Raw genomic sequence first — 18,524 nt, 5'->3', positions numbered from 1 at the left:
GAGGACATAATAGATGGCAAGATTATCACAGGAAAAGATTGATGAAATCAGACAAAGCGTAGATATCGTTGATGTGATGGGCCAGTACCTTGAACTTCATAAAAAAGGCAAGAACTATATGGCTATCTGTCCTTTCCATGATGATAATCATCCATCTTTATCTATTTCACAATCAAGACAGATTTATAAATGTTTTGTATGCGGCAACGGAGGGAATGTCTTCACATTCATCCAGGAATATTTGAAGGTTCCTTTCGTAGAAGCCGTTATGAAAGTGGCAGAGTTTGGACATGTTGATATGTCCGGCTATTCACTAGAGAAGCGTGTCGTGAAAGTAGATGAGGCGCTTGCGCCTCTTTATGATATGCATGCTTTTGCATTAAAGCTTTATATGTATTATCTCTATACCCAGTCAGGTAAACAGGCACTTGATTATTTACGTCATCGTGGTTTTGATGATGAACTCATCAAGATGTTTGGGATTGGTTATGCGCCAGAAAAATCCATTCTACATGAACGTTTCCAAAAAGAAGGCTATACTGAAGTGGCTCAGGTCAAATCAGGCCTAGTTTTAGAGAATGAACGTCATTATGATCGTTTTCATGATCGTGTCATGTTCCCTCTTTATGATGAATTTGGAAAAGTTGTCGGTTTTTCAGGAAGAGTTTATAAAGCACAGGATAAGAATTCTAAATATATGAACTCACCAGAGTCCGATATATTTATCAAAGGTAAAACACTTTATAATTACCATCGTGCTAAAGAAGCAGTTCGTCAGGCAGGGTTTGTCTATATTAATGAAGGGTTCATGGATGTGATTGCGATGCATCGTGCTCATCATGATAACTGTATTGCCTTGATGGGGACAGCTCTTACTAAAGATCATTTAAGAATGTTGAAGCGTATGACACGTACGATTCATTTATGCTTAGATGGTGATATGGCAGGTCAGGCTGCTGCAATGAAATCCAGTGATTTGTTGACATCGCAGGGCTTTAAAGTCAAAATCGTTCTTTTACCTGATGGACGAGATCCAGATGAAATCTTATCAACTGAAGGTATAGAAGGTCTTGATGCTGTTTTAAAGGATACATTAAGTCCTATTGACTTCATGATGGCCTTTGAATGTTCAAGACTTGATTTACGTAATTATGAAGATCGTAAAACTCTGCTTGTTAAAGCATGTGAGAAGATTGGGAAGATAGAAGATAGAATTGATCGTGGACATTATATTGCGAAGCTTTCATCACTAACTGATTTCCCTAAGGAAATCATTGAAGAACAGCTGCTCAATAGTTCCGCTATTCTAGAACATCGTGAACAATTCTCTCAAAATCGTATAGAAACAATCCAGGACCAGCGTCCTATTCTAGATAAATATACTTTGGCAGAAAAGAATTTATTATTCTATATGTTGAATGACCGTCAGGTCAGTGATATTTATGAAGCAAAAGCAGGATTTATGCATAATGATACATATCGTGCATTGGCCGCTTATATTAGAGATTATTATCGTACACATAAGACAATGGATGTAGCAAACCTCATCGATAAGATTGGGAGTTCTCATTCAACTCTTGTGAATGCATTGACAGATATTGCGGAGTGTTCACTTCCACTCCCTTATCAAAAAGAAGTGATTGATGATTATATTGCGAGAATTACAGAAAATACCAAGAATATTCGTGAACAGGAACTGCAGCAGCAGTTCAAGGATGTTCTTGCGCCTAGCGCAAAAGCTGAGATTCTCCAGAAACTAATTGATTTGAAAAAGGAGTAGCTATGGCAAAAAAGGAAAAAGCAGTACAGGTTATTACTCTTGAAGAACTTGAAAAAATGTTGATTGATGCTGCTAAGCATAAAGGCAACCGATTAACTCAAGATGACTTAGATGCTTTTCAGTCTAGATATGATTTAGATGATGAAGCATATGAAAACCTAATTGATGCAATTAATGAAAATAACATCGAAATCGAAGACGGTTTAGATGCATTAGAAATAGATGATGACTTCATGGCTGGAGGAGCAGATGGTCTTGATGATCTTGAAGGCTTAGAAGTAGATAGTGATGATGATACTGATGATGATGACATTGCTAATCTAGACTTTGGTAATGATCTAGATATGGACTTTGGTGATACAAATAAGATGTATAACCAGTCTGATGACGATGATGATATGAATCAGTTAGGTTCTAACGTAAAGATCAATGATCCTGTTAAGATGTATTTAAAGGAAATTGGTCGTGTAGACTTATTAACTCATGAACAGGAAATTGAACTTGCAAAACGTATTCTCGAAGGTGATGAACAGGCTAAAAAGGAACTTGCTGCCGCAAACTTAAGATTAGTTGTATCTATCGCTAAGAGATATGTAGGTCGTGGTATGTTATTCCTAGATTTAATCCAGGAAGGTAACATGGGTCTTATTAAGGCTGTAGAAAAGTTCGATTATACAAAAGGATTTAAGTTCTCTACATATGCAACATGGTGGATTAGACAGGCTATTACTCGTGCTATTGCCGATCAGGCACGTACTATCCGTATTCCAGTACATATGGTAGAAACTATCAACAAGTTAACTCGTATCCAGAGACAGCTTGTTCAGGAATTAGGTAGAGAACCAACTGCTGAAGAAATCGCAGACAAGATGGATGGCATGACACCTGCAAAGGTAAGAGAAATCCAGAAGATTTCTTTAGAACCAGTTTCTTTAGAAACACCTATCGGTGAAGAAGATGATTCTCATTTAGGTGACTTCATTGAAGATGAAGGTGCTATGAGCCCTGATGATTATGCATCTAACGAATTATTAAAAGATGAATTAAATGAAGTATTATTAGAACTTACAGATAGAGAAGAAAAAGTATTAAGACTTAGATTTGGTCTAGATGATGGACGTACAAGAACACTTGAAGAAGTAGGTAAAGAATTCAACGTTACTCGTGAACGTATCAGACAGATTGAAGCAAAGGCTTTAAGAAAATTAAAACATCCTTCACGCTCTAAACGTCTAAAGGACTTCTTAGATCACTAATGAAGCTTCATTCAAAACGTCTAAGCAAAGTTGCTTGGATGATTGAAAAACATAAACAAGGAACAATCCTGGCAGATATCGGCACTGATCATGCCTATCTGCCTTGTTTTTTACTTGATGAAAAAATCATCACATCAGCTTATGCATGTGATGTAGCGGAAGGACCTCTCTCTAGTTCTAAAGAAACAATTCAGTCTTTACATCTTGAAAATCAAGTCATCCCATTACTTGGTAATGGATTAGACCCTATTATTGATAAAAAGGTGGATATGATTTCTATCTGTGGTATGGGTGGCTTGTTGATGAGTGAAATACTTGATGCCCATCTTGATTATGTAGAAGATAAAATACTTTTCCTACAGGCAAATACAGCCATTGATTTATTAAGAGAATACTTAATGAATCATAACCTCCAGATCATTGATGAAGCTGTAGTTAAAGATGCTCATCATATCTATGAAATCATTGTTGTGAAAAAAGGCCATCAGGAATTAGATGAAAAAGATATTCTCTTTGGACCAGTCCTTAGAAAACAGAAAGATCCTCTCTTTATTGAGAAGTGGGAAAGAGAATTAAAGATTCAAAGACGTATATTAGATTCATTAAATACTGAACATGAAAAATATGCAAAGGTATTACATTCTATTGCCTTAATTGAAGAAGTACTCTAGGTACTTCTTTTTTGTGTTATAATGATTGAAACGGAAGGTGATATTTATGAAAGCAGAACAGATTATTAAAATCATGGAATCTCATTATCCTTTAAGCTGTCAAGAGGATTGGGATCATTGTGGATTACAGGCAGGTAATATTCATACTGAAGTGAATAAAATAATGATAGGTCTAGATGCAGATCTAGAAACATTGCAGGAAGCGATTGATGCAGGATGTCAGATGTTGATTACACATCATCCATTCTTATTCAATACACTTACTCTAGATACAACTACACCTGTAGGACGTTTTATTGAAAAAGCGATTAAACATAATATTGTTGTATATAGTGCTCATACATCTTTAGATAAGATTTCTATGAATAGATGGCTGATGGAAGAATTAGGCTGTTTAAATATTGAAGATGCAGATGATTCTAATATTACCAAGAAGGGTGTACTTCCAGATACAATGGGGATGTACGAATTCTTGGATTATGTAAAGAAGGCTTTTAATATTCCATCAGTAAACTATGCAGGTAAGATCAAGGAAGTGTCTGCAGTTGGTATATGTGGAGGCTCTGGAGGAGATTTAATAGATGAAGTGGCTCCACAGGTAGATGCTTATATTACAGGTGATTTAAAATATCATAGTGGATTAAAAGCGACAGACTATAATATTCTTTTAGTAGATGTAGGACATCATGTAGAAGTCATTATGGTACATAAACTGAAGGAATTATTAGAAAAAGAAGTAGAGTGTGAAATCGTAGAAGCCACTTCTCCTGGCTATTTTAAGGAGTATTAGGATGATTCTTACTACAATTGCGTATTTGAAGAAAGATGGGCAGACATTACTTCTTCATCGTATTAAAAAGAAGAAGGATATCAATGAAGGTAAATGGATTGGTGTCGGTGGTAAATTAGAACCGGGTGAATCACCGGATGAATGTGTCAAAAGAGAAATACTAGAAGAAACAGGCTATACTGCTTATACAGTGAGATGTCACGGATATGTCACATTCCCAGGTCTTTATTATGGGGAAGACGAAGGCATGTTTGTCTATTCTTGTTATGACTTTGAAGGGACATTAAAAGAATGTGATGAAGGTGTTCTTGAATGGGTGGATGATGATTTGATTCCTGATTATCCACAATGGCCAGCAGATTATCATTTCTTAAACTGGATGGAAGATGATTATTACCATCATGCTAAAGTGACTTATAAAAATGATGAACTCATAGAATATAAAGAAGAAATCTATTAAAAAGAACACGGATCAAATGAATCCGTGTTCTTTCATGTTCTTATAAATACCATCATTCGCAATATCATCACATACTTCATCAGCAATAGCCTTTAAGCCTTCTTTTGCGTTACCTACCGCAATACCATGAGCTACAAAAGTCAACATTTCCGCATCATTCATGCCATCACCATAGGCATATGTATCCTTTTGATCAATGCCTAAATGATTGATAAGTGCTTCAATGGCAGTATGCTTATTTACACCAGCCACTGATAGTTCTCCTGAAGCATCACCAAATGCAGGTACAGTACATTCAATTACCTGGAATGCATCACTAAACTGCTTTCTAATCTCATCAAATGGGATACTTTCATGTTCTAAGAAACAGATCTTATTCACATCATTTCTATACATATTCTCATTCTCAATCAATGCAGTAATGAAATGACTTGGTTCCTCTTCCTTCTTTCTTCTTGCTTCAGGATCATTTTCTACATCACCATAGAAGATACGCTCTAATCTATTAACTAAGTTCTTAGACGCAAATAAACCACCATTAGATTCTAAATAATAATCATAATGATTTGTTTCAAAGAAGTCTACAACACGATGAACATCTTCATCACTGACCTTCTTATGATACAACATCTCATCACCCATCTGTACAAATCCGCCTCCAGCACCGATGATGCCATCAAATCCTACATCTAGAATATATGGATAAATTTCTGCAAGAGAACGTCCTGTACAAAGGTAACATAGATTCCCTTTGCTGCGTGTAGTATGCACTGCCTGGATAGTGGACTCAGGAATAAACTCCTTTACAGGCCTCACATCTACTAAAGTACCATCTACATCAAAAAATATAATCTTTTTACTCATATAATCTTCTATAACATCTTTTCATAAGGTATTTCAGGTTTAATAAAACTATCTGGGTTATTCTCATCATACTGTTTCAAGAAATCAATAATCTGATTTGTAAGTACAGTAGGTGTAGAAGCCCCAGAACTTACTGCCACATGTTTCTTTCCTTCAAGCCATGATAAATCAAGCTCTTCAAGACTTCCAATCATCTTTGTTTCTTTATGTGCTTTTTCAACACTTATAGAAGCCAGTTTCTTTGTATTGTTAGAATGTGGATCTCCTACAATAATTACTAAATCAATATCATCATCCATTTGCGCAATAGCTTCCTGTCTGATTTGTGTTGCAGAACATGTTTCTTTCATGATTTCAACATCGTCTAGTACTTCTTTTGCATACTCGCATAAGTCATAGACATCATAAAGAGACATTGTAGTCTGGTTTGTCATGACATAATGCTTATCTTTATCTAATGTCTCTAAATCCTTTTTGGATGTAATTAGATGAATATGTTCAGGATCAATCAATAATGCACCTTCAGCTTCAGGATGATTCTTTTTACCTATATATAAAACATCCTTACCATGCTTTAACTGTTCCTTGATTAATGTATGTGTCTTAATAACATCTAAGCATGTCGCATCCACCACATGAAGTCCTTTACTCTTTGCCTTTTCAATAACGCAGTCTCCTGCGCCATGTGCAGTGATAATGACTGTTCCTTCATTGATTTCATCAAGAAGTTCCATTCTTGTCTTGGTTGCATCCTCGATTGTGATGGCACCACGTTTCTTTAAAGCATCTACGATAAATTGATTATGTACAATCATGCCAAGTACAGTGATCGGACCTGGTCTCTCAGTTGTCTCTTTCACAATATTAATAGCACGAATAACACCCTTACAATATCCTCTAGGGACAATTCCTGTGACTTTCATATTCTTCACCTCAAAAACAATTCTAACATAAGATAGATTAGATTTGTTTTTTTTTCAAATCATGGTATGATAATAGACGCTAAAGGAGGCGAATTATAATGGATTTATTTGACAAATTTCAATTTAATGATTATGTAAAAAAGACTTTAAACAACATACATTTCACATCACCAACACCTATCCAGGATAAGGTGATTCCCCTTGTTTATAAGAATAAAGATATTATTGGTATCTCACAGACAGGTACCGGTAAAACTCATTCATTCTTAATTCCTATTATTGATCGTATTGATACAAGTGCAGACTATGTTCAGGCAGTTATTACAACACCTACAAGAGAACTTGCTCATCAGATTTATGAAAATGCAAAGGAATTCAAGAAAGAAAATCCTGATTTAAGAATATCACTAGTAATTGGTGGTTCTGATAAACAGAAGGCTATTAATAAGCTTTCTACACAGCCACATATTGTTATTGGAACACCAGGACGTATTAAAGACTTATCTTTAAATGAACAGGCTTTAATCATCACTACAGCCACTACATTTGTAGTAGATGAAGCAGATATGACTTTAGAATATGGATATCTAGAAGATTTAGATGCTGTATTATCTAAGATGAGAGAAGACTTACAGATGCTTGTATTCTCAGCAACTATTCCTGAACATTTATGGCCATTCTTAAGAAAATATATGAATGCACCAGAATTAGTACAGATTGATGCACATAAGAAAACAACAGACAATACTAAACATTATTTAATTCATACAAAGCATCATGACCGTTATACAGTATTAAAGAATATCATGGATATCATTGATCCATATATCTGCTTAATCTTCTGTAATAAGAGAACAGAAGCCACTAAGCTATCTGATCAGTTAAGAAGTGATGGTTATCGTGTAGGTGAAATTCATGGTGACCTAGAACCACGAGAACGTAAACAGATGATGAGACGTATCAACAATAATGAATATCAGTACATTGTAGCGACAGATATCGCAGCAAGAGGTATTGATATTGATGGTGTATCTCATGTTATTAATATGGAATTCCCAACAGAAAGAGATTTCTATATCCATAGATCTGGTAGATGTGGTCGTGGTAAGTATAAGGGTGAATGTTATTCTATGTATGATTCATCTAATCAGCAGATGGTTGAATCACTTGAAAAGAAGGGTATTCATTTTGAAGTAAAAGAAATTCGTAATGGTGTATTAACTGATGCGAAGACACGTAATAAGCGTAAGAATAGAAATGCGCCACAGTCTGAATTAGAAAAAGAAATTCAGCGTATTATCAAAAGACCTAAGAAGGTTAAGCCTGGTTATAAGAAGAAAAGAAAGAGAGAAATTCAGGCTATCTACCAGAAGAAGAAAAGAGATATTATTCGTAAAGATATCCAGAAACAGAAAAAAGAACGTGCTAAGCAGGCTCAAAGAGAAAAGCGTGAAAGGGAGAATATGCAGTGATTATAGGTTCACATGTTTCAATGGGTGGTAAGGAAATGCTTCTAGGAAGTGTGAAAGAAGCATTAAGCTATAACGCCAATACATTCATGTTTTATACAGGTGCGCCTCAGAATACGAGACGTAAACCTGTTTCTGAATTACGTGTAGAAGAAGCCAAAGAATTAATGAAGGAAAAGGGAATAGATATGGACAAGGTCGTTGTTCATGCCCCTTATATTATTAATTTAGGTAATACAATCAAACCTGAAACAAGAGAACTTGCCGTATCATTCTTATGTCAGGAAATTGAAAGATGCGATGAAATTGGTGCTACAAGGCTTGTACTTCATCCAGGTGCTCATGTTAAAGCAGGGGACGAAGCAGGATTAGATGCGATTGTATCTGGCTTAAATGAAGCGATGAAACCAGACCAGAAGGTACATATTGCCTTAGAAACAATGGCAGGTAAAGGCACTGAACTAGGAAGAACATTTGATCAGTTAGCTTATATAATTGATCATTGTGATTATCCTGAATTATTAGGTTTATGTTTAGATACATGTCACTTAAATGATGCAGGTTATGATATCTCATATTTTGATGCAATTCTTGATGAAGTCGATGAAAAGATTGGTTTAGATAAGGTATTAGTTGTTCATGTTAATGATTCTAAGAACCCTCAAGGTTCTCATAAAGATAGACATGAGAATATTGGTTTTGGAACAATCGGTTTTGATATATTAGACTCTATTGTATCTAATGAACGCTTAAAAGATGTTCCTAAGATTCTAGAAACACCTTATATTGAAAAGAATGCACCTTATAAAGAAGAAATTGAAATGTTGAAGAAGCATGAATTCAACCCAGATCTAAAAGAAATGTTTAAATAAGCAGCTGTATAGTTGCTTATTTTTTACGTTCACTATTAGGTGAAAATCAATACATGATTTGGTCGAAAAGTGCGTAAATAGCCTATTTTTCTAGTTTTTGATTGAAATAATTTGGACGTAAAACTTTTTGATTGAATTTACGATTGTTTTTGATGTGTATTGTTGAATAATTCAGCTATATTATTACCCTGTCATGTAACGAGCAAGTTATTAATTTTGATGAAAATCCAACAAAGAGGGTGTTTTAAAATTTACGATTGAAAATATCGCGGACGAAAAAGTTTACGATTGAATCTTCGATTGTTTTTACGCGTATTTTTGCTTGAATAAGCTCTATGTATGTATCTAATGAGTGTTTTGTGTTATAAAAAACACTGTTCTATAGTTTATAATTTTGATTTTGTTATAAAGTATGAACGAAAATGGAATGTATTGAAATTACGTTCATTTTAATTGCATTTGTGAGATACTGAATGTATTCTGAGATTGATATTCGTATAATTAAGTGTATTATTCGCTCGAAAATCATACAAAAAGGGTGTTTTTTCTGATTTACGATTGAAATAATTTGGTCGAAGATGTTTTCGATTGAATTTACACTTATTTTAAATTAAAAAGAGCATCAACTTAGTGAATGCTCTTTGGAATGATTTTACTTTTTAATTACTCGCTTTTTTCTTCGACCATCTTTAAAATCTCATCTTTAAGTGTCTGAACCATATCTTCCTGTTTAACACGTTTTACAATCTCTCCATGCTTAATAAGAAGACCTTCACCAACACCACCTGCAATACCAATATCTGCATGACGCGCTTCACCTGGACCATTTACTGCACAACCCATAATTGCGACTGTAATATCAAGATGAATATCCTTTAAGAAATCTTCCATCTCTTTAGCGATAGGAATCAAATCATACTGGATACGACCGCAAGTAGGACATGATACAAGAGTAGGGACACCCTTTAATAAACCTAATTCCTTTAATAGAATCTTAGCAACCTTAATTTCTTCTACAGGATCATCACTTAAAGATACTCTAATAGTATTTCCAATACCTTCATATAATAATGTACCAATACCTAAAGCAGACTTAATAGTGCCTCCTAAGGCAGTACCTGCTTCAGTGACACCTACATGTAAAGGGTAAGGGAATGTTTTAGACGCTAATTCATATGCTTTAATAGTCAACATTGTATTAGAAGACTTTAATGAAATAACGATATCATGGAAATCTAGATCCTCTAGAATTTTTACATGCTTCATTGCAGATTCAACCATACCTTCAGGTGTAGGTTCTCCATATTTCTCTAGAATATCTTTTTCTAAAGAGCCACCATTAACCCCAATTCTAATAGGAATATGCTTTTTTTTACATGCATCTACAACTGCTTTTACCTTTTCGATAGAACCAATATTACCAGGATTAATACGTACCTTATCAATACCAGATTCTATGGCAATAAGAGCGAGCTTATAATCAAAATGAATATCAGTCACTAAAGGAATATGAATCCCTTTCTTGATTTCTTTAATTGCATAAGCATCTTCTTTATCAAATACAGCTACTCTTACAAGTTCACAACCTGCCTGTTGTAATGCATTGATCTGTTTAATAGTTGCTTCTACATCCTTAGTCTTTGTATTACACATAGACTGAATCACTACATGATTATTACCACCGATAGTTAAATTGCCTACCTGTACACTTCTTGTTTCTTCTCTTAACATATTTCTATACCTCGCACTTATATTTTAAGAAACTTATACTACAAATGCAAGGCATAAGAAAACATCCAGCAAAATGCTGGATGTTTATGTTTCATATAGAAAACTCTATCAATTATCCGATTGAGTTAATTTTCTTCTGAAGTCTTGCTTTCTGTCTGCTAGCATAGTTCTTGTGATGGATATGCTTAGTTACAGATGAATCTAACTGTCTTGTGCAATCATTAAATTCCTTAGTAGCAACTTCCTTGTTACCTTCTTCAACAGCCTTTAATACTTTCTTGATTGAAGTCTTTAAAGCGCTCTTTACTGAGTTGTTTGCTAATCTTTTTTCATTATCGTTTTTATAACGTTTAATCTGCTGTTTCATGTTTGCCATAATAATCTCACCTCGTTCTATAGTTTGCTGAACTATAATACCAAAAATGCTAGATGATTGCAATAGTTTTTTTGGTTTTTCCTGTGTGGTAGCACTTATAAAATGAGTATGGTATAATTATAAAGTAATTACAGGAGGAATTTTATGAGTAAAAAAATAGTTTTTATGGGAACTGCATCTTTTTCATTAAAAGTATTGCAGATGTTACTAGAAAATAAATATGATGTTGTGGGTGTTGTCACTCAGCCGGATCGTTATGTAGGAAGAAAGAAAGTACTCACTATGAGTGATGTGAAACAGGAAGCATTAAAACATGATATTCCTGTATTACAGCCAGAACGTATTAGAAATGATTATCAGGCTGTTTTAGATTTAAAGCCTGATTTAATTATTACTGCAGCTTATGGACAGATTGTCCCAACTGCTGTATTAGAAGCACCGCGTCTAGGATGTGTGAATGTGCATGCGTCTTTATTACCACTTTATCGTGGTGGGGCACCAGTGCATCGTGCTATTATTGATGGTCGCAAAGAAACAGGTGTGACTATTATGTACATGGCAGAAAAGATGGATGCAGGTGATATTATCTCTCAAAAATCCACACCAATTATAGATGATGATAACTTAGAAATTGTATATGATCGTTTAACTGATATTGGTGCTGAATTATTAAAAGATACATTACCATCTATCTTTGATGAAACAAATGATAGAATTCCACAGAATCCTGATGAAGTTGTTTATGCACCTATCATTAAGAGAGAAGATGAAAGACTTGATTGGAATAAGACTGCAAGAGAAATCTTTAATCATGTAAGAGGCTTATATCCTCATCCAGGTACATTTACAACCTATAATGGACAGGTCGTAAAAATTTATAAGGGTGAAATTCATAACTGTCCTAATGCTAAAGAACATCATAAAGATGAAAAGAATGGTACTATTGTGAAAATCTTCAAGGATGCGATTGGTGTTAAAGTAAGTGATGGTGTATTTGTGATTACAGAGATACAGCTATCTGGTAAGAAACGTATGTCTGTAAAGGATTATTTAAATGGTAAGAATATATTCGAGGTAGGAACTCAGTTTGAGTAGGTGATATTTATGAGAATGGTAGATCTTATTGAAAAGAAAAAAGATAATGTAGTATTAACTGATGAAGAAATTCATGAATTAATCCAGGGATATACAAAAGGTGATATTCCTGATTATCAGATGAGTGCTTTCTTGATGGCTGTTGTCTTTAATGGACTAACAGATCATGAAACAGCCCAGCTGACTTTAGAAATGATGCGTAGTGGTGATGTGATTGATTTAAGTGGTATTCATGGTATTAAAGTAGATAAGCATTCTACTGGTGGTGTTGGTGATAAGACATCTTTAGTATTAGGTCCAATGGTAGCTGCATGTGGTGTACCAGTCGCTAAGATGAGTGGTAGAGGACTTGGACATACAGGTGGGACTCTAGATAAGATGGAGTCTATTCCAGGACTTAATATTTATGTTAATGAAGAGGATTTTATTAAACAGGTGAATGATATTCATCTGGCTATTATTGGTCAGACAGCGTCTCTTGATCCTGCAGATAAGAAGATGTATGCATTAAGAGATGTCACTGGTACTGTTCAATCTATTCCTTTGATTGCTTCTTCTATTATGAGTAAGAAGTTAGCTGCAGGCAGTGATGCAATTTTACTCGATGTAAAATATGGTGATGGTGCTTTTATGAAGAACTTAGAGGATGCGAAGAAGCTTGCTCGTACAATGATCACAATTGGTCAGCATCTTCATAAGGATACAAGAGCCACTATTTCTAATATGTCCCAGCCTTTGGGCTATGCAATTGGTAACTCATTAGAAGTAAAAGAAGCGATTGCGACACTTAATGGCAATGGCCCAGAAGATTTATTAGAATTATGCTTAACTGCAGGAAGCAAGATGCTGATGATGGCACAAAAGGCAGAAACAGTGACTGAAGCTAGAAAGATGCTAGAAGACGCTATTTCTTCTAAGAAAGCATTACATGCTTTAGAAGAAATGGTTAAAGCGCAGGGTGGAGACAGCGATTATATTCTTTATCCTGAAAAATTTACATTAGCTGAACATATATTTGAAGTTTATGCACCTGAAACAGGATATATTGAAAATCTAGAGGCATTAACTCTTGGACTAGTATCAATGCGTCTAGGTGGTGGAAGAGAAACAGTCCCAGATGAAATTGATCATAGCGTTGGTTTGATTCTACATAAAAAGATTGGTGATTATGTAGAACAGGGAGAACCATTAGTGACTGTTCATGATAATGGTAAATGGACACAGGAAAGAAAAGAAGAATTATTAAGTGCATTCCATTTTAGTAAAGTAAAAGTAGAAAAGCCTATATTGATTGATGAGATTATGGAGTAGTATATGAGTAAATTTTTATTTTTTGATATTGATGGTACGTTAGTTGGAAAATCAAGACATGTAACAGAAAAAACAAAGGAAGCTATTGCAGCCGCAAAGAAAGCAGGCAATAAAGTATTCTTATGTACAGGTAGAGCACCTACTTCTATTGTAGGTGATGTTAAAGCATTACCTATTGATGGTATTGTGGCAAGTGCAGGAGGATTTGTTCAGGTAGATGGAAAGTATATCTTTAAGAACTACATGGATCAATATACTCTTTCAGAAATGATGACACTCTTTGTGAATCATGGTGTCTTATTCTGTCTAGAAACTGAACATGCTATTTATCAAACACCAGGTGTGAATGAATTCTTTGACAAGAGACACAATAAGGAATTTGGGGATAATGTAGAATTACAGAGATTCTTTGAATTAAAACGTCAAGAAGAAAACCGTATTCCTGTCTCTCAGTTTGATTTAGAAAAGACAGGTGTCACTAAGATTGGTTTTATTGCCCCTGATCCTATCGCTTTTTATGATTGTGTAAAGTATATTGCACCAATGTTTAATATTGTGACATTCTCTAAATATGAAGATGATTTCATTAATGGTGAAATCATCTTAAAGAACTGTACAAAGGCAGATGGTGTGAAACGTGTTGTAGATTATTATCATGGAGATATGAAGGATACAATCGGTTTTGGAGATTCTATGAATGATTTCCAGATGATTGATACATGTGAAATTGGTGTCGTTGCAGAGAATGCCCCAGATAAATTAAAAGCTATTGGCACATGTTTCTTCAAGGACCCTGATGATGATGGTTTAGCAGATGTGATTTATGAATTAAAATTAGATCAGTAGGAGATGATGATATGCAGTATGAGATTAAAGGAAAACCACTTCCTGTCGCAATACTTCATTTAGAGAAAGGTGAATCTATTTTAACTGATAGCGGAGCCATGGTGTGGATGAAACCAGCTCTCATTATGGATACCGTATCAGGTGGGATGAAATCTTTATTTGGCCGTGCTTTTTCAGGAGAAACACTTTTCTTGAATAAGTATACAGCAACCAAGCCTAGTATGATTGCCTTAGGTTCTTCTTTTCCTGGTGATATACTTGTGTATGATGTAAGCCAGGGAGATCTTATTGTTCAGAAGTCTTCTTATCTTGCAAGTGAAGAAACAGTAAAAAGAGAAATTTCTTTTTCTAAAAAAGGTACAATAGGATTTTTTGGTGGAGAAGGGTTCATCATGAATAGATATTATGGCTCAGGTTTACTATTTGTCGAGATAGATGGTACAGCTATAGAATATGACTTAAATCCTGGTGAAGAGATGGTTATTAATACAGGTAACCTTGTGGCAATGAGTTCATCTTGCCATATTGATATTGTCTCTGTAAAGGGAATGAAGAATAAACTCCTAGGAGGAGAAGGATTCTTCAATACAGTAGTTAGAGGACCAGGCCATGTAATTGTACAGACAATGCCTATTTCTACACTTGCTGAAAGTTTATCGGGTTTTATGCCTAATAATGATTAAAAGGATGTCAGTGACATCCCAATGGCATCAACTTAAGGATTAAACATCTAAAAAGTTGATGCTTTTTTTAATTTTGTAGAACAATGATGAGATTTCATTTGTGCTTGAATCTCAATCTCAAAAAATAAAATAATTAAGATTAATAGAATCAAAGTATTGAATAGTGGAATCAAAATAGCATAAAATAAACATCAGGGAGATTGATTATACTTCCATATCGTAAGATAGAAATTTACCGTTAATGTGGTCGTTGGACTGCTTGGTAATAAAAGTTCTTACTTAAATAGATTTACACTTGTATTCCAAAGTCTGAAAATGATGTACGATTACAAGCTAAACTTGACAGTAAGAACCCCATGGGCTCGCCCGTGGGAGTAATAAATAAATAGATTTATAAAGTAAGGATGAAAAAAGGGACGATATGAAAAAATATTTAATTTATTTATTAGGAATGAATATATTAGTTTTAGGGATTACATGTAATACATTATCTAATTTAGGAGTAGGGGCTTTTAGTACACTTCCTTATGCAGTAAGTTTTTTAACATTTCTAACATTTGGGCAAGCAAATATTGTTTTTTATTTAATCTTCGTTTGTATTCAAATGATTCTTGAAAGAAAAATTAGTATGAAATTTATTTTAGAAATTCCCTTTTCTTTTATCTTTGGTTTTTTAGTTGATTTATATCAATACATAATACCTACATTAAATTTGAATCTTTATACACAAATGCTTATGTTGTTAATAGGAAATACGTGTTGTGCGATTGGAGTTTATTTAATGATTAAAGGAGATTTAATTATGACACCTGTAGATGGCTTGGTATTAAGTATTTCAGAAGTTTTCCATAAACCTTATTCTCTCTGTAAGAATATGTTTGATATCAGTATGATTCTAGCAACAATAATTACCTGTCTTGTTTGCCATAGTTCTATTTATGGTATTGGTATAGGAACTGTTTTTTCAGCTTTTTATATAGGACGTGTAATAAGTGTTTTAGAAAATTTTCAATTTAAGACATATAAAAATGCTATTAAAAAATAATAACTCAATTGATTGAATTTTAAGTCGGAGGAAAAATGCAAAAAATATACTATGAAATAACAAAAACAATGCATAATTTACCTATAAGTATTTATCCTCATAAAAAAAGCCAATGTCAAATTTGTACAGCACATTGGCATAGGTCTTTAGAATTATCAATAGTGTTTGAAGGAAAAGTTATTTTTTTTAATGATGGGATGAAAAGAATTCGTTATAAGAATGAAGTGAATATATCAAATTGTGAAGAAATTCATTATTCTATACCTCAATATAAAGAATTTGATGAAAAAATTGTAGGATATACAATGCATATAAATTACGGATTTTTAAAGAAAATGATACCTGATATTAAGAATGTATATTTCAATATTGACGAGCCGTTTTTAAATAAGAAAATAACAAAATATATGATGGATATTTATAGCTTTTATATAAGTGATCAATCTACCAGATATATGAACATATTAATGGTGACACTGGAAATGTTAATTTTTTTATACGAAAATTGTAAAAATGAACGTAAAATGATTGAAACAGAAAAGACAAAAGATATATTAGAATATGTTAATAACCACTATAATGAAGAATTGCTTGTATATGAGGTAGCAAAACATTTTGGATATTCTAGAGAGTATTTTTCAAGATTTTTTAAAAAGGAAATTGGTATGCCATTTAAAGATTATTTAACTCAATATAGATTAAATAAATCGCTAATTGAGTTAGAATTGAATAATAAAACAATTACTGATATTGCGTTTAATACAGGATTTTCTAACGAAACACAATACATTAATTCTTTTAAAAAAATATTTAAATTGACACCAGGACAATATAGAAAGTCACATATTAATGACGAGAAAGTCACTAAATAAATATAATTTATCTATTATTATCTATATATTTTAAATATAGAAAGGAAGGATATAATGACAAAAATTACAACTCATTTATTTAGTATAATGTTGTTGTTCTCTTTTGAAATTATTCCAGTTTATGCATCAGATGGATAAAACGTTAATTTTTGATTTACATTCTATAGTTTATGATGATGGAGAAGTTATAGATTCTGTTGTTTTGAAAACATCTAATCTAGAAATTGATGATAGTAAGATAACAAAAGATATGTTTAATGTTCATGCAACAGGAACAACAGTATATTCTAGTCAACTTGAAAAAGAATTTTTTGGTCCTAATTCTCAATCTGGTTTACAACATTGTGGATTATATGATGAAGAAAGAAAAGTTGAAAGTGTAGAAGAAAAAAATGGAAATATTATTTTGCACTTAGTGACCGATGAAGAAACAAAAGGAAAAAACACATTAGATTTTACAGCAAATTTTACAACGTTAAAAGGGTGTAATTCTTTATTGAATATAAAGTATACAATTGCTTTGAATGAGAGATTACCATTAAAAAATGGAAGTGAATTAAGTAATATTCAATTTTTACAAAATGAAAAAATCATAAATGAAGAAATTGATAAATTTAGTGCAGGTGAATCAAATGGGTTAAAATATCAATTTTATACACCTAATAATGCAAATGATGGGAATAAACACCCACTTATAGTATGGTTTCATGGAGGTGGAGAATCTGGATTTAGAGGATTGCACTATAATAATCTTTCTCAATTAAAAGCAAATAGAGGAACTGTTGCTTTAGCAAGCGATGAAGCACAAAATATTTTTAATGGAGCATATGTATTGGCGCCTCAAACTCCACATGAATGGTCAGAAAATATTGATGATGCAACAAAATTGATTAATAATGTTATAAAAAATAATAATATTGATTCAAATAGAGTATATTCTTATGGATGTTCAGCAGGAGGGTATATGGCATTAGATATGGTTGTACATAATCCAAATTTATTTGCTGCAGTAGTATCAACATGTCCAGCTATTGATCAACAAAACATAAAGACATATGGTGAAGGTAGAATAATTACAGATGAAGAGATAAAATCAATTAATATACCAACATGGGTTATTCAAGCTAAAGATGATACAACAGTTAAATACGAAGAAAGTGCATTAAGAGTTTATACTTTATTAAAAGATAAAGGTGCTATATTAACTACATATGAAACAGGTGGACATAGTTCTTGGATTCATACAGCTAAAAATGAACCAGAAAATAATGAAGAACATTTATGGCAATGGACAGCTCAACAATCTTTAAATGATGAAATAAAAATACCTGTAGAAAATGCGATAAAAAATGGGTAATTTAAAATAACTAGGGGTTTCCTATATTTTAATTATCACGTAGTATGGGGTAAACTCACCCCATACTTTTTGTGCGACAGGCAGTCGCTTATATGTCATGTCAACAGGGGCATGACATTTTCT

General features: G+C 33.4%; 18 protein-coding genes. 14 read left to right on the top strand and 4 right to left on the bottom strand.

Features of this window, described 5'->3' with window-relative positions; all coding sequences use genetic code 11:
• The first annotated feature begins 13 nt into the window (after positions 1 to 13).
• Genes dnaG through QZQ55_RS03635 form a run of 5 tightly spaced genes read left to right on the top strand, consistent with a single transcriptional unit; the run spans position 14 to position 4,957 of the window.
• Positions 14 to 1,780 (top strand): DNA primase, encoded by a 1,767-nt coding sequence (gene dnaG / locus QZQ55_RS03655; protein WP_295089990.1) that lies wholly within the window; start codon positions 14 to 16, stop codon positions 1,778 to 1,780.
• A gap of 2 nt (positions 1,781 to 1,782) precedes the next feature.
• Positions 1,783 to 3,036: an RNA polymerase sigma factor RpoD gene (gene rpoD / locus QZQ55_RS03650; RefSeq protein WP_295089987.1), complete on the top strand. Its 1,254-nt coding sequence runs from the start codon at positions 1,783 to 1,785 to the stop codon at positions 3,034 to 3,036.
• Positions 3,036 to 3,707, top strand: coding sequence for a class I SAM-dependent methyltransferase (locus QZQ55_RS03645; RefSeq protein ID WP_295089984.1), 672 nt, complete (start codon positions 3,036 to 3,038; stop codon positions 3,705 to 3,707). Before rpoD ends, QZQ55_RS03645 begins: the two co-directional genes overlap by 1 nt.
• Positions 3,708 to 3,753: 46 nt before the next feature.
• A complete protein-coding gene (locus QZQ55_RS03640) occupies positions 3,754 to 4,497 on the top strand; it encodes a Nif3-like dinuclear metal center hexameric protein (RefSeq protein WP_295089981.1) in 744 nt (247 codons plus the stop codon).
• Between the two features lies 1 nt (position 4,498).
• Entirely contained in the window at positions 4,499 to 4,957 is a 459-nt protein-coding gene (locus QZQ55_RS03635; RefSeq protein ID WP_295089978.1) for an 8-oxo-dGTP diphosphatase, read from the top strand.
• A 12-nt stretch (positions 4,958 to 4,969) separates the two neighbouring features.
• Here QZQ55_RS03635 and QZQ55_RS03630 read toward each other — a convergent pair whose 3' ends face one another.
• Positions 4,970 to 5,821, bottom strand: coding sequence for a Cof-type HAD-IIB family hydrolase (locus QZQ55_RS03630; RefSeq protein ID WP_295089975.1), 852 nt, complete (start codon positions 5,819 to 5,821; stop codon positions 4,970 to 4,972).
• Between the two features lie 8 nt (positions 5,822 to 5,829).
• The gene (locus tag QZQ55_RS03625; RefSeq protein ID WP_295089972.1) at positions 5,830 to 6,744 is read right to left on the bottom strand and encodes a 4-hydroxy-3-methylbut-2-enyl diphosphate reductase; all 915 of its coding nucleotides are present in this window, start codon (positions 6,742 to 6,744) and stop codon (positions 5,830 to 5,832) included.
• A gap of 98 nt (positions 6,745 to 6,842) precedes the next feature.
• Between QZQ55_RS03625 and QZQ55_RS03620 the strand changes: the two genes are divergently transcribed.
• Positions 6,843 to 8,216 carry a DEAD/DEAH box helicase gene (locus QZQ55_RS03620; protein WP_295089969.1) on the top strand — a complete coding sequence of 458 codons (1,374 nt, stop codon included), beginning with the start codon at positions 6,843 to 6,845 and terminating at the stop codon, positions 8,214 to 8,216.
• Positions 8,213 to 9,085 carry a deoxyribonuclease IV gene (locus tag QZQ55_RS03615; RefSeq protein ID WP_295089966.1) on the top strand — a complete coding sequence of 291 codons (873 nt, stop codon included), beginning with the start codon at positions 8,213 to 8,215 and terminating at the stop codon, positions 9,083 to 9,085. The genes QZQ55_RS03620 and QZQ55_RS03615 overlap by 4 nt, the downstream gene beginning before the upstream one ends.
• A gap of 663 nt (positions 9,086 to 9,748) precedes the next feature.
• Here the strand turns inward: QZQ55_RS03615 and ispG are convergent.
• Both ispG and rpsT read right to left on the bottom strand, forming a co-directional pair.
• Entirely contained in the window at positions 9,749 to 10,816 is a 1,068-nt protein-coding gene (gene ispG, locus QZQ55_RS03610; RefSeq protein WP_295089963.1) for a flavodoxin-dependent (E)-4-hydroxy-3-methylbut-2-enyl-diphosphate synthase, read from the bottom strand.
• 112 nt (positions 10,817 to 10,928) lie between these two features.
• A complete protein-coding gene (gene rpsT / locus QZQ55_RS03605; RefSeq protein ID WP_295089959.1) occupies positions 10,929 to 11,192 on the bottom strand; it encodes a 30S ribosomal protein S20 in 264 nt (87 codons plus the stop codon).
• Between the two features lie 144 nt (positions 11,193 to 11,336).
• On the opposite strand from rpsT, the gene fmt reads away from it, so the two are divergent.
• From fmt to QZQ55_RS03570, 7 genes are all read left to right on the top strand, one after another.
• A complete protein-coding gene (fmt, locus tag QZQ55_RS03600) occupies positions 11,337 to 12,287 on the top strand; it encodes a methionyl-tRNA formyltransferase (protein ID WP_295089957.1) in 951 nt (316 codons plus the stop codon).
• Positions 12,288 to 12,296: 9 nt separating this feature from the next.
• Complete coding sequence (locus QZQ55_RS03595) at positions 12,297 to 13,598, top strand: pyrimidine-nucleoside phosphorylase (protein WP_295089954.1); 1,302 nt, start codon at positions 12,297 to 12,299, stop codon at positions 13,596 to 13,598.
• Positions 13,599 to 13,601: 3 nt separating this feature from the next.
• A complete protein-coding gene (locus QZQ55_RS03590; RefSeq protein ID WP_295089951.1) occupies positions 13,602 to 14,444 on the top strand; it encodes a Cof-type HAD-IIB family hydrolase in 843 nt (280 codons plus the stop codon).
• Between the two features lie 11 nt (positions 14,445 to 14,455).
• Positions 14,456 to 15,127 carry a TIGR00266 family protein gene (locus QZQ55_RS03585; RefSeq protein ID WP_295089948.1) on the top strand — a complete coding sequence of 224 codons (672 nt, stop codon included), beginning with the start codon at positions 14,456 to 14,458 and terminating at the stop codon, positions 15,125 to 15,127.
• Between the two features lie 421 nt (positions 15,128 to 15,548).
• Positions 15,549 to 16,172 carry a YitT family protein gene (locus QZQ55_RS03580; protein ID WP_295089945.1) on the top strand — a complete coding sequence of 208 codons (624 nt, stop codon included), beginning with the start codon at positions 15,549 to 15,551 and terminating at the stop codon, positions 16,170 to 16,172.
• 35 nt (positions 16,173 to 16,207) lie between these two features.
• Positions 16,208 to 17,044, top strand: coding sequence for a helix-turn-helix transcriptional regulator (locus tag QZQ55_RS03575; protein WP_295089942.1), 837 nt, complete (start codon positions 16,208 to 16,210; stop codon positions 17,042 to 17,044).
• A gap of 130 nt (positions 17,045 to 17,174) precedes the next feature.
• Complete coding sequence (locus QZQ55_RS03570; RefSeq protein ID WP_295089939.1) at positions 17,175 to 18,401, top strand: prolyl oligopeptidase family serine peptidase; 1,227 nt, start codon at positions 17,175 to 17,177, stop codon at positions 18,399 to 18,401.
• Positions 18,402 to 18,524 lie beyond the last annotated feature (123 nt).

The sequence above is a fragment of the uncultured Catenibacterium sp. genome, assembly GCF_900540665.1.
GTDB lineage: Bacteria > Bacillota_I > Bacilli_A > Erysipelotrichales > Coprobacillaceae > Catenibacterium.
Note: the sequence above shows the minus strand (reverse complement) of the source record. Positions and strands in the feature narration are given on the sequence as shown.

Bases quoted from the DNA above. Each gene is read 5' to 3' on its own strand.
- fmt (WP_295089957.1), top strand. From the start codon at position 11,337: ATGAGTAAAAAAATAGTTTTTATGGGAACTGCATCTTTTTCATTAAAA.
- QZQ55_RS03590 (WP_295089951.1), top strand. From the start codon at position 13,602: ATGAGTAAATTTTTATTTTTTGATATTGATGGTACGTTAGTTGGAAAA.
- QZQ55_RS03575 (WP_295089942.1), top strand. From the start codon at position 16,208: ATGCAAAAAATATACTATGAAATAACAAAAACAATGCATAATTTACCT.
- QZQ55_RS03570 (WP_295089939.1), top strand. From the start codon at position 17,175: ATGGATAAAACGTTAATTTTTGATTTACATTCTATAGTTTATGATGAT.
- QZQ55_RS03585 (WP_295089948.1), top strand. From the start codon at position 14,456: ATGCAGTATGAGATTAAAGGAAAACCACTTCCTGTCGCAATACTTCAT.
- QZQ55_RS03645 (WP_295089984.1), top strand. From the start codon at position 3,036: ATGAAGCTTCATTCAAAACGTCTAAGCAAAGTTGCTTGGATGATTGAA.
- ispG (WP_295089963.1), bottom strand. From the start codon at position 10,816: ATGTTAAGAGAAGAAACAAGAAGTGTACAGGTAGGCAATTTAACTATC.
- rpsT (WP_295089959.1), bottom strand. From the start codon at position 11,192: ATGGCAAACATGAAACAGCAGATTAAACGTTATAAAAACGATAATGAA.
- QZQ55_RS03640 (WP_295089981.1), top strand. From the start codon at position 3,754: ATGAAAGCAGAACAGATTATTAAAATCATGGAATCTCATTATCCTTTA.
- QZQ55_RS03595 (WP_295089954.1), top strand. From the start codon at position 12,297: ATGAGAATGGTAGATCTTATTGAAAAGAAAAAAGATAATGTAGTATTA.
- QZQ55_RS03620 (WP_295089969.1), top strand. From the start codon at position 6,843: ATGGATTTATTTGACAAATTTCAATTTAATGATTATGTAAAAAAGACT.
- QZQ55_RS03580 (WP_295089945.1), top strand. From the start codon at position 15,549: ATGAAAAAATATTTAATTTATTTATTAGGAATGAATATATTAGTTTTA.
- dnaG (WP_295089990.1), top strand. From the start codon at position 14: ATGGCAAGATTATCACAGGAAAAGATTGATGAAATCAGACAAAGCGTA.
- rpoD (WP_295089987.1), top strand. From the start codon at position 1,783: ATGGCAAAAAAGGAAAAAGCAGTACAGGTTATTACTCTTGAAGAACTT.
- QZQ55_RS03635 (WP_295089978.1), top strand. From the start codon at position 4,499: ATGATTCTTACTACAATTGCGTATTTGAAGAAAGATGGGCAGACATTA.
- QZQ55_RS03630 (WP_295089975.1), bottom strand. From the start codon at position 5,821: ATGAGTAAAAAGATTATATTTTTTGATGTAGATGGTACTTTAGTAGAT.
- QZQ55_RS03625 (WP_295089972.1), bottom strand. From the start codon at position 6,744: ATGAAAGTCACAGGAATTGTCCCTAGAGGATATTGTAAGGGTGTTATT.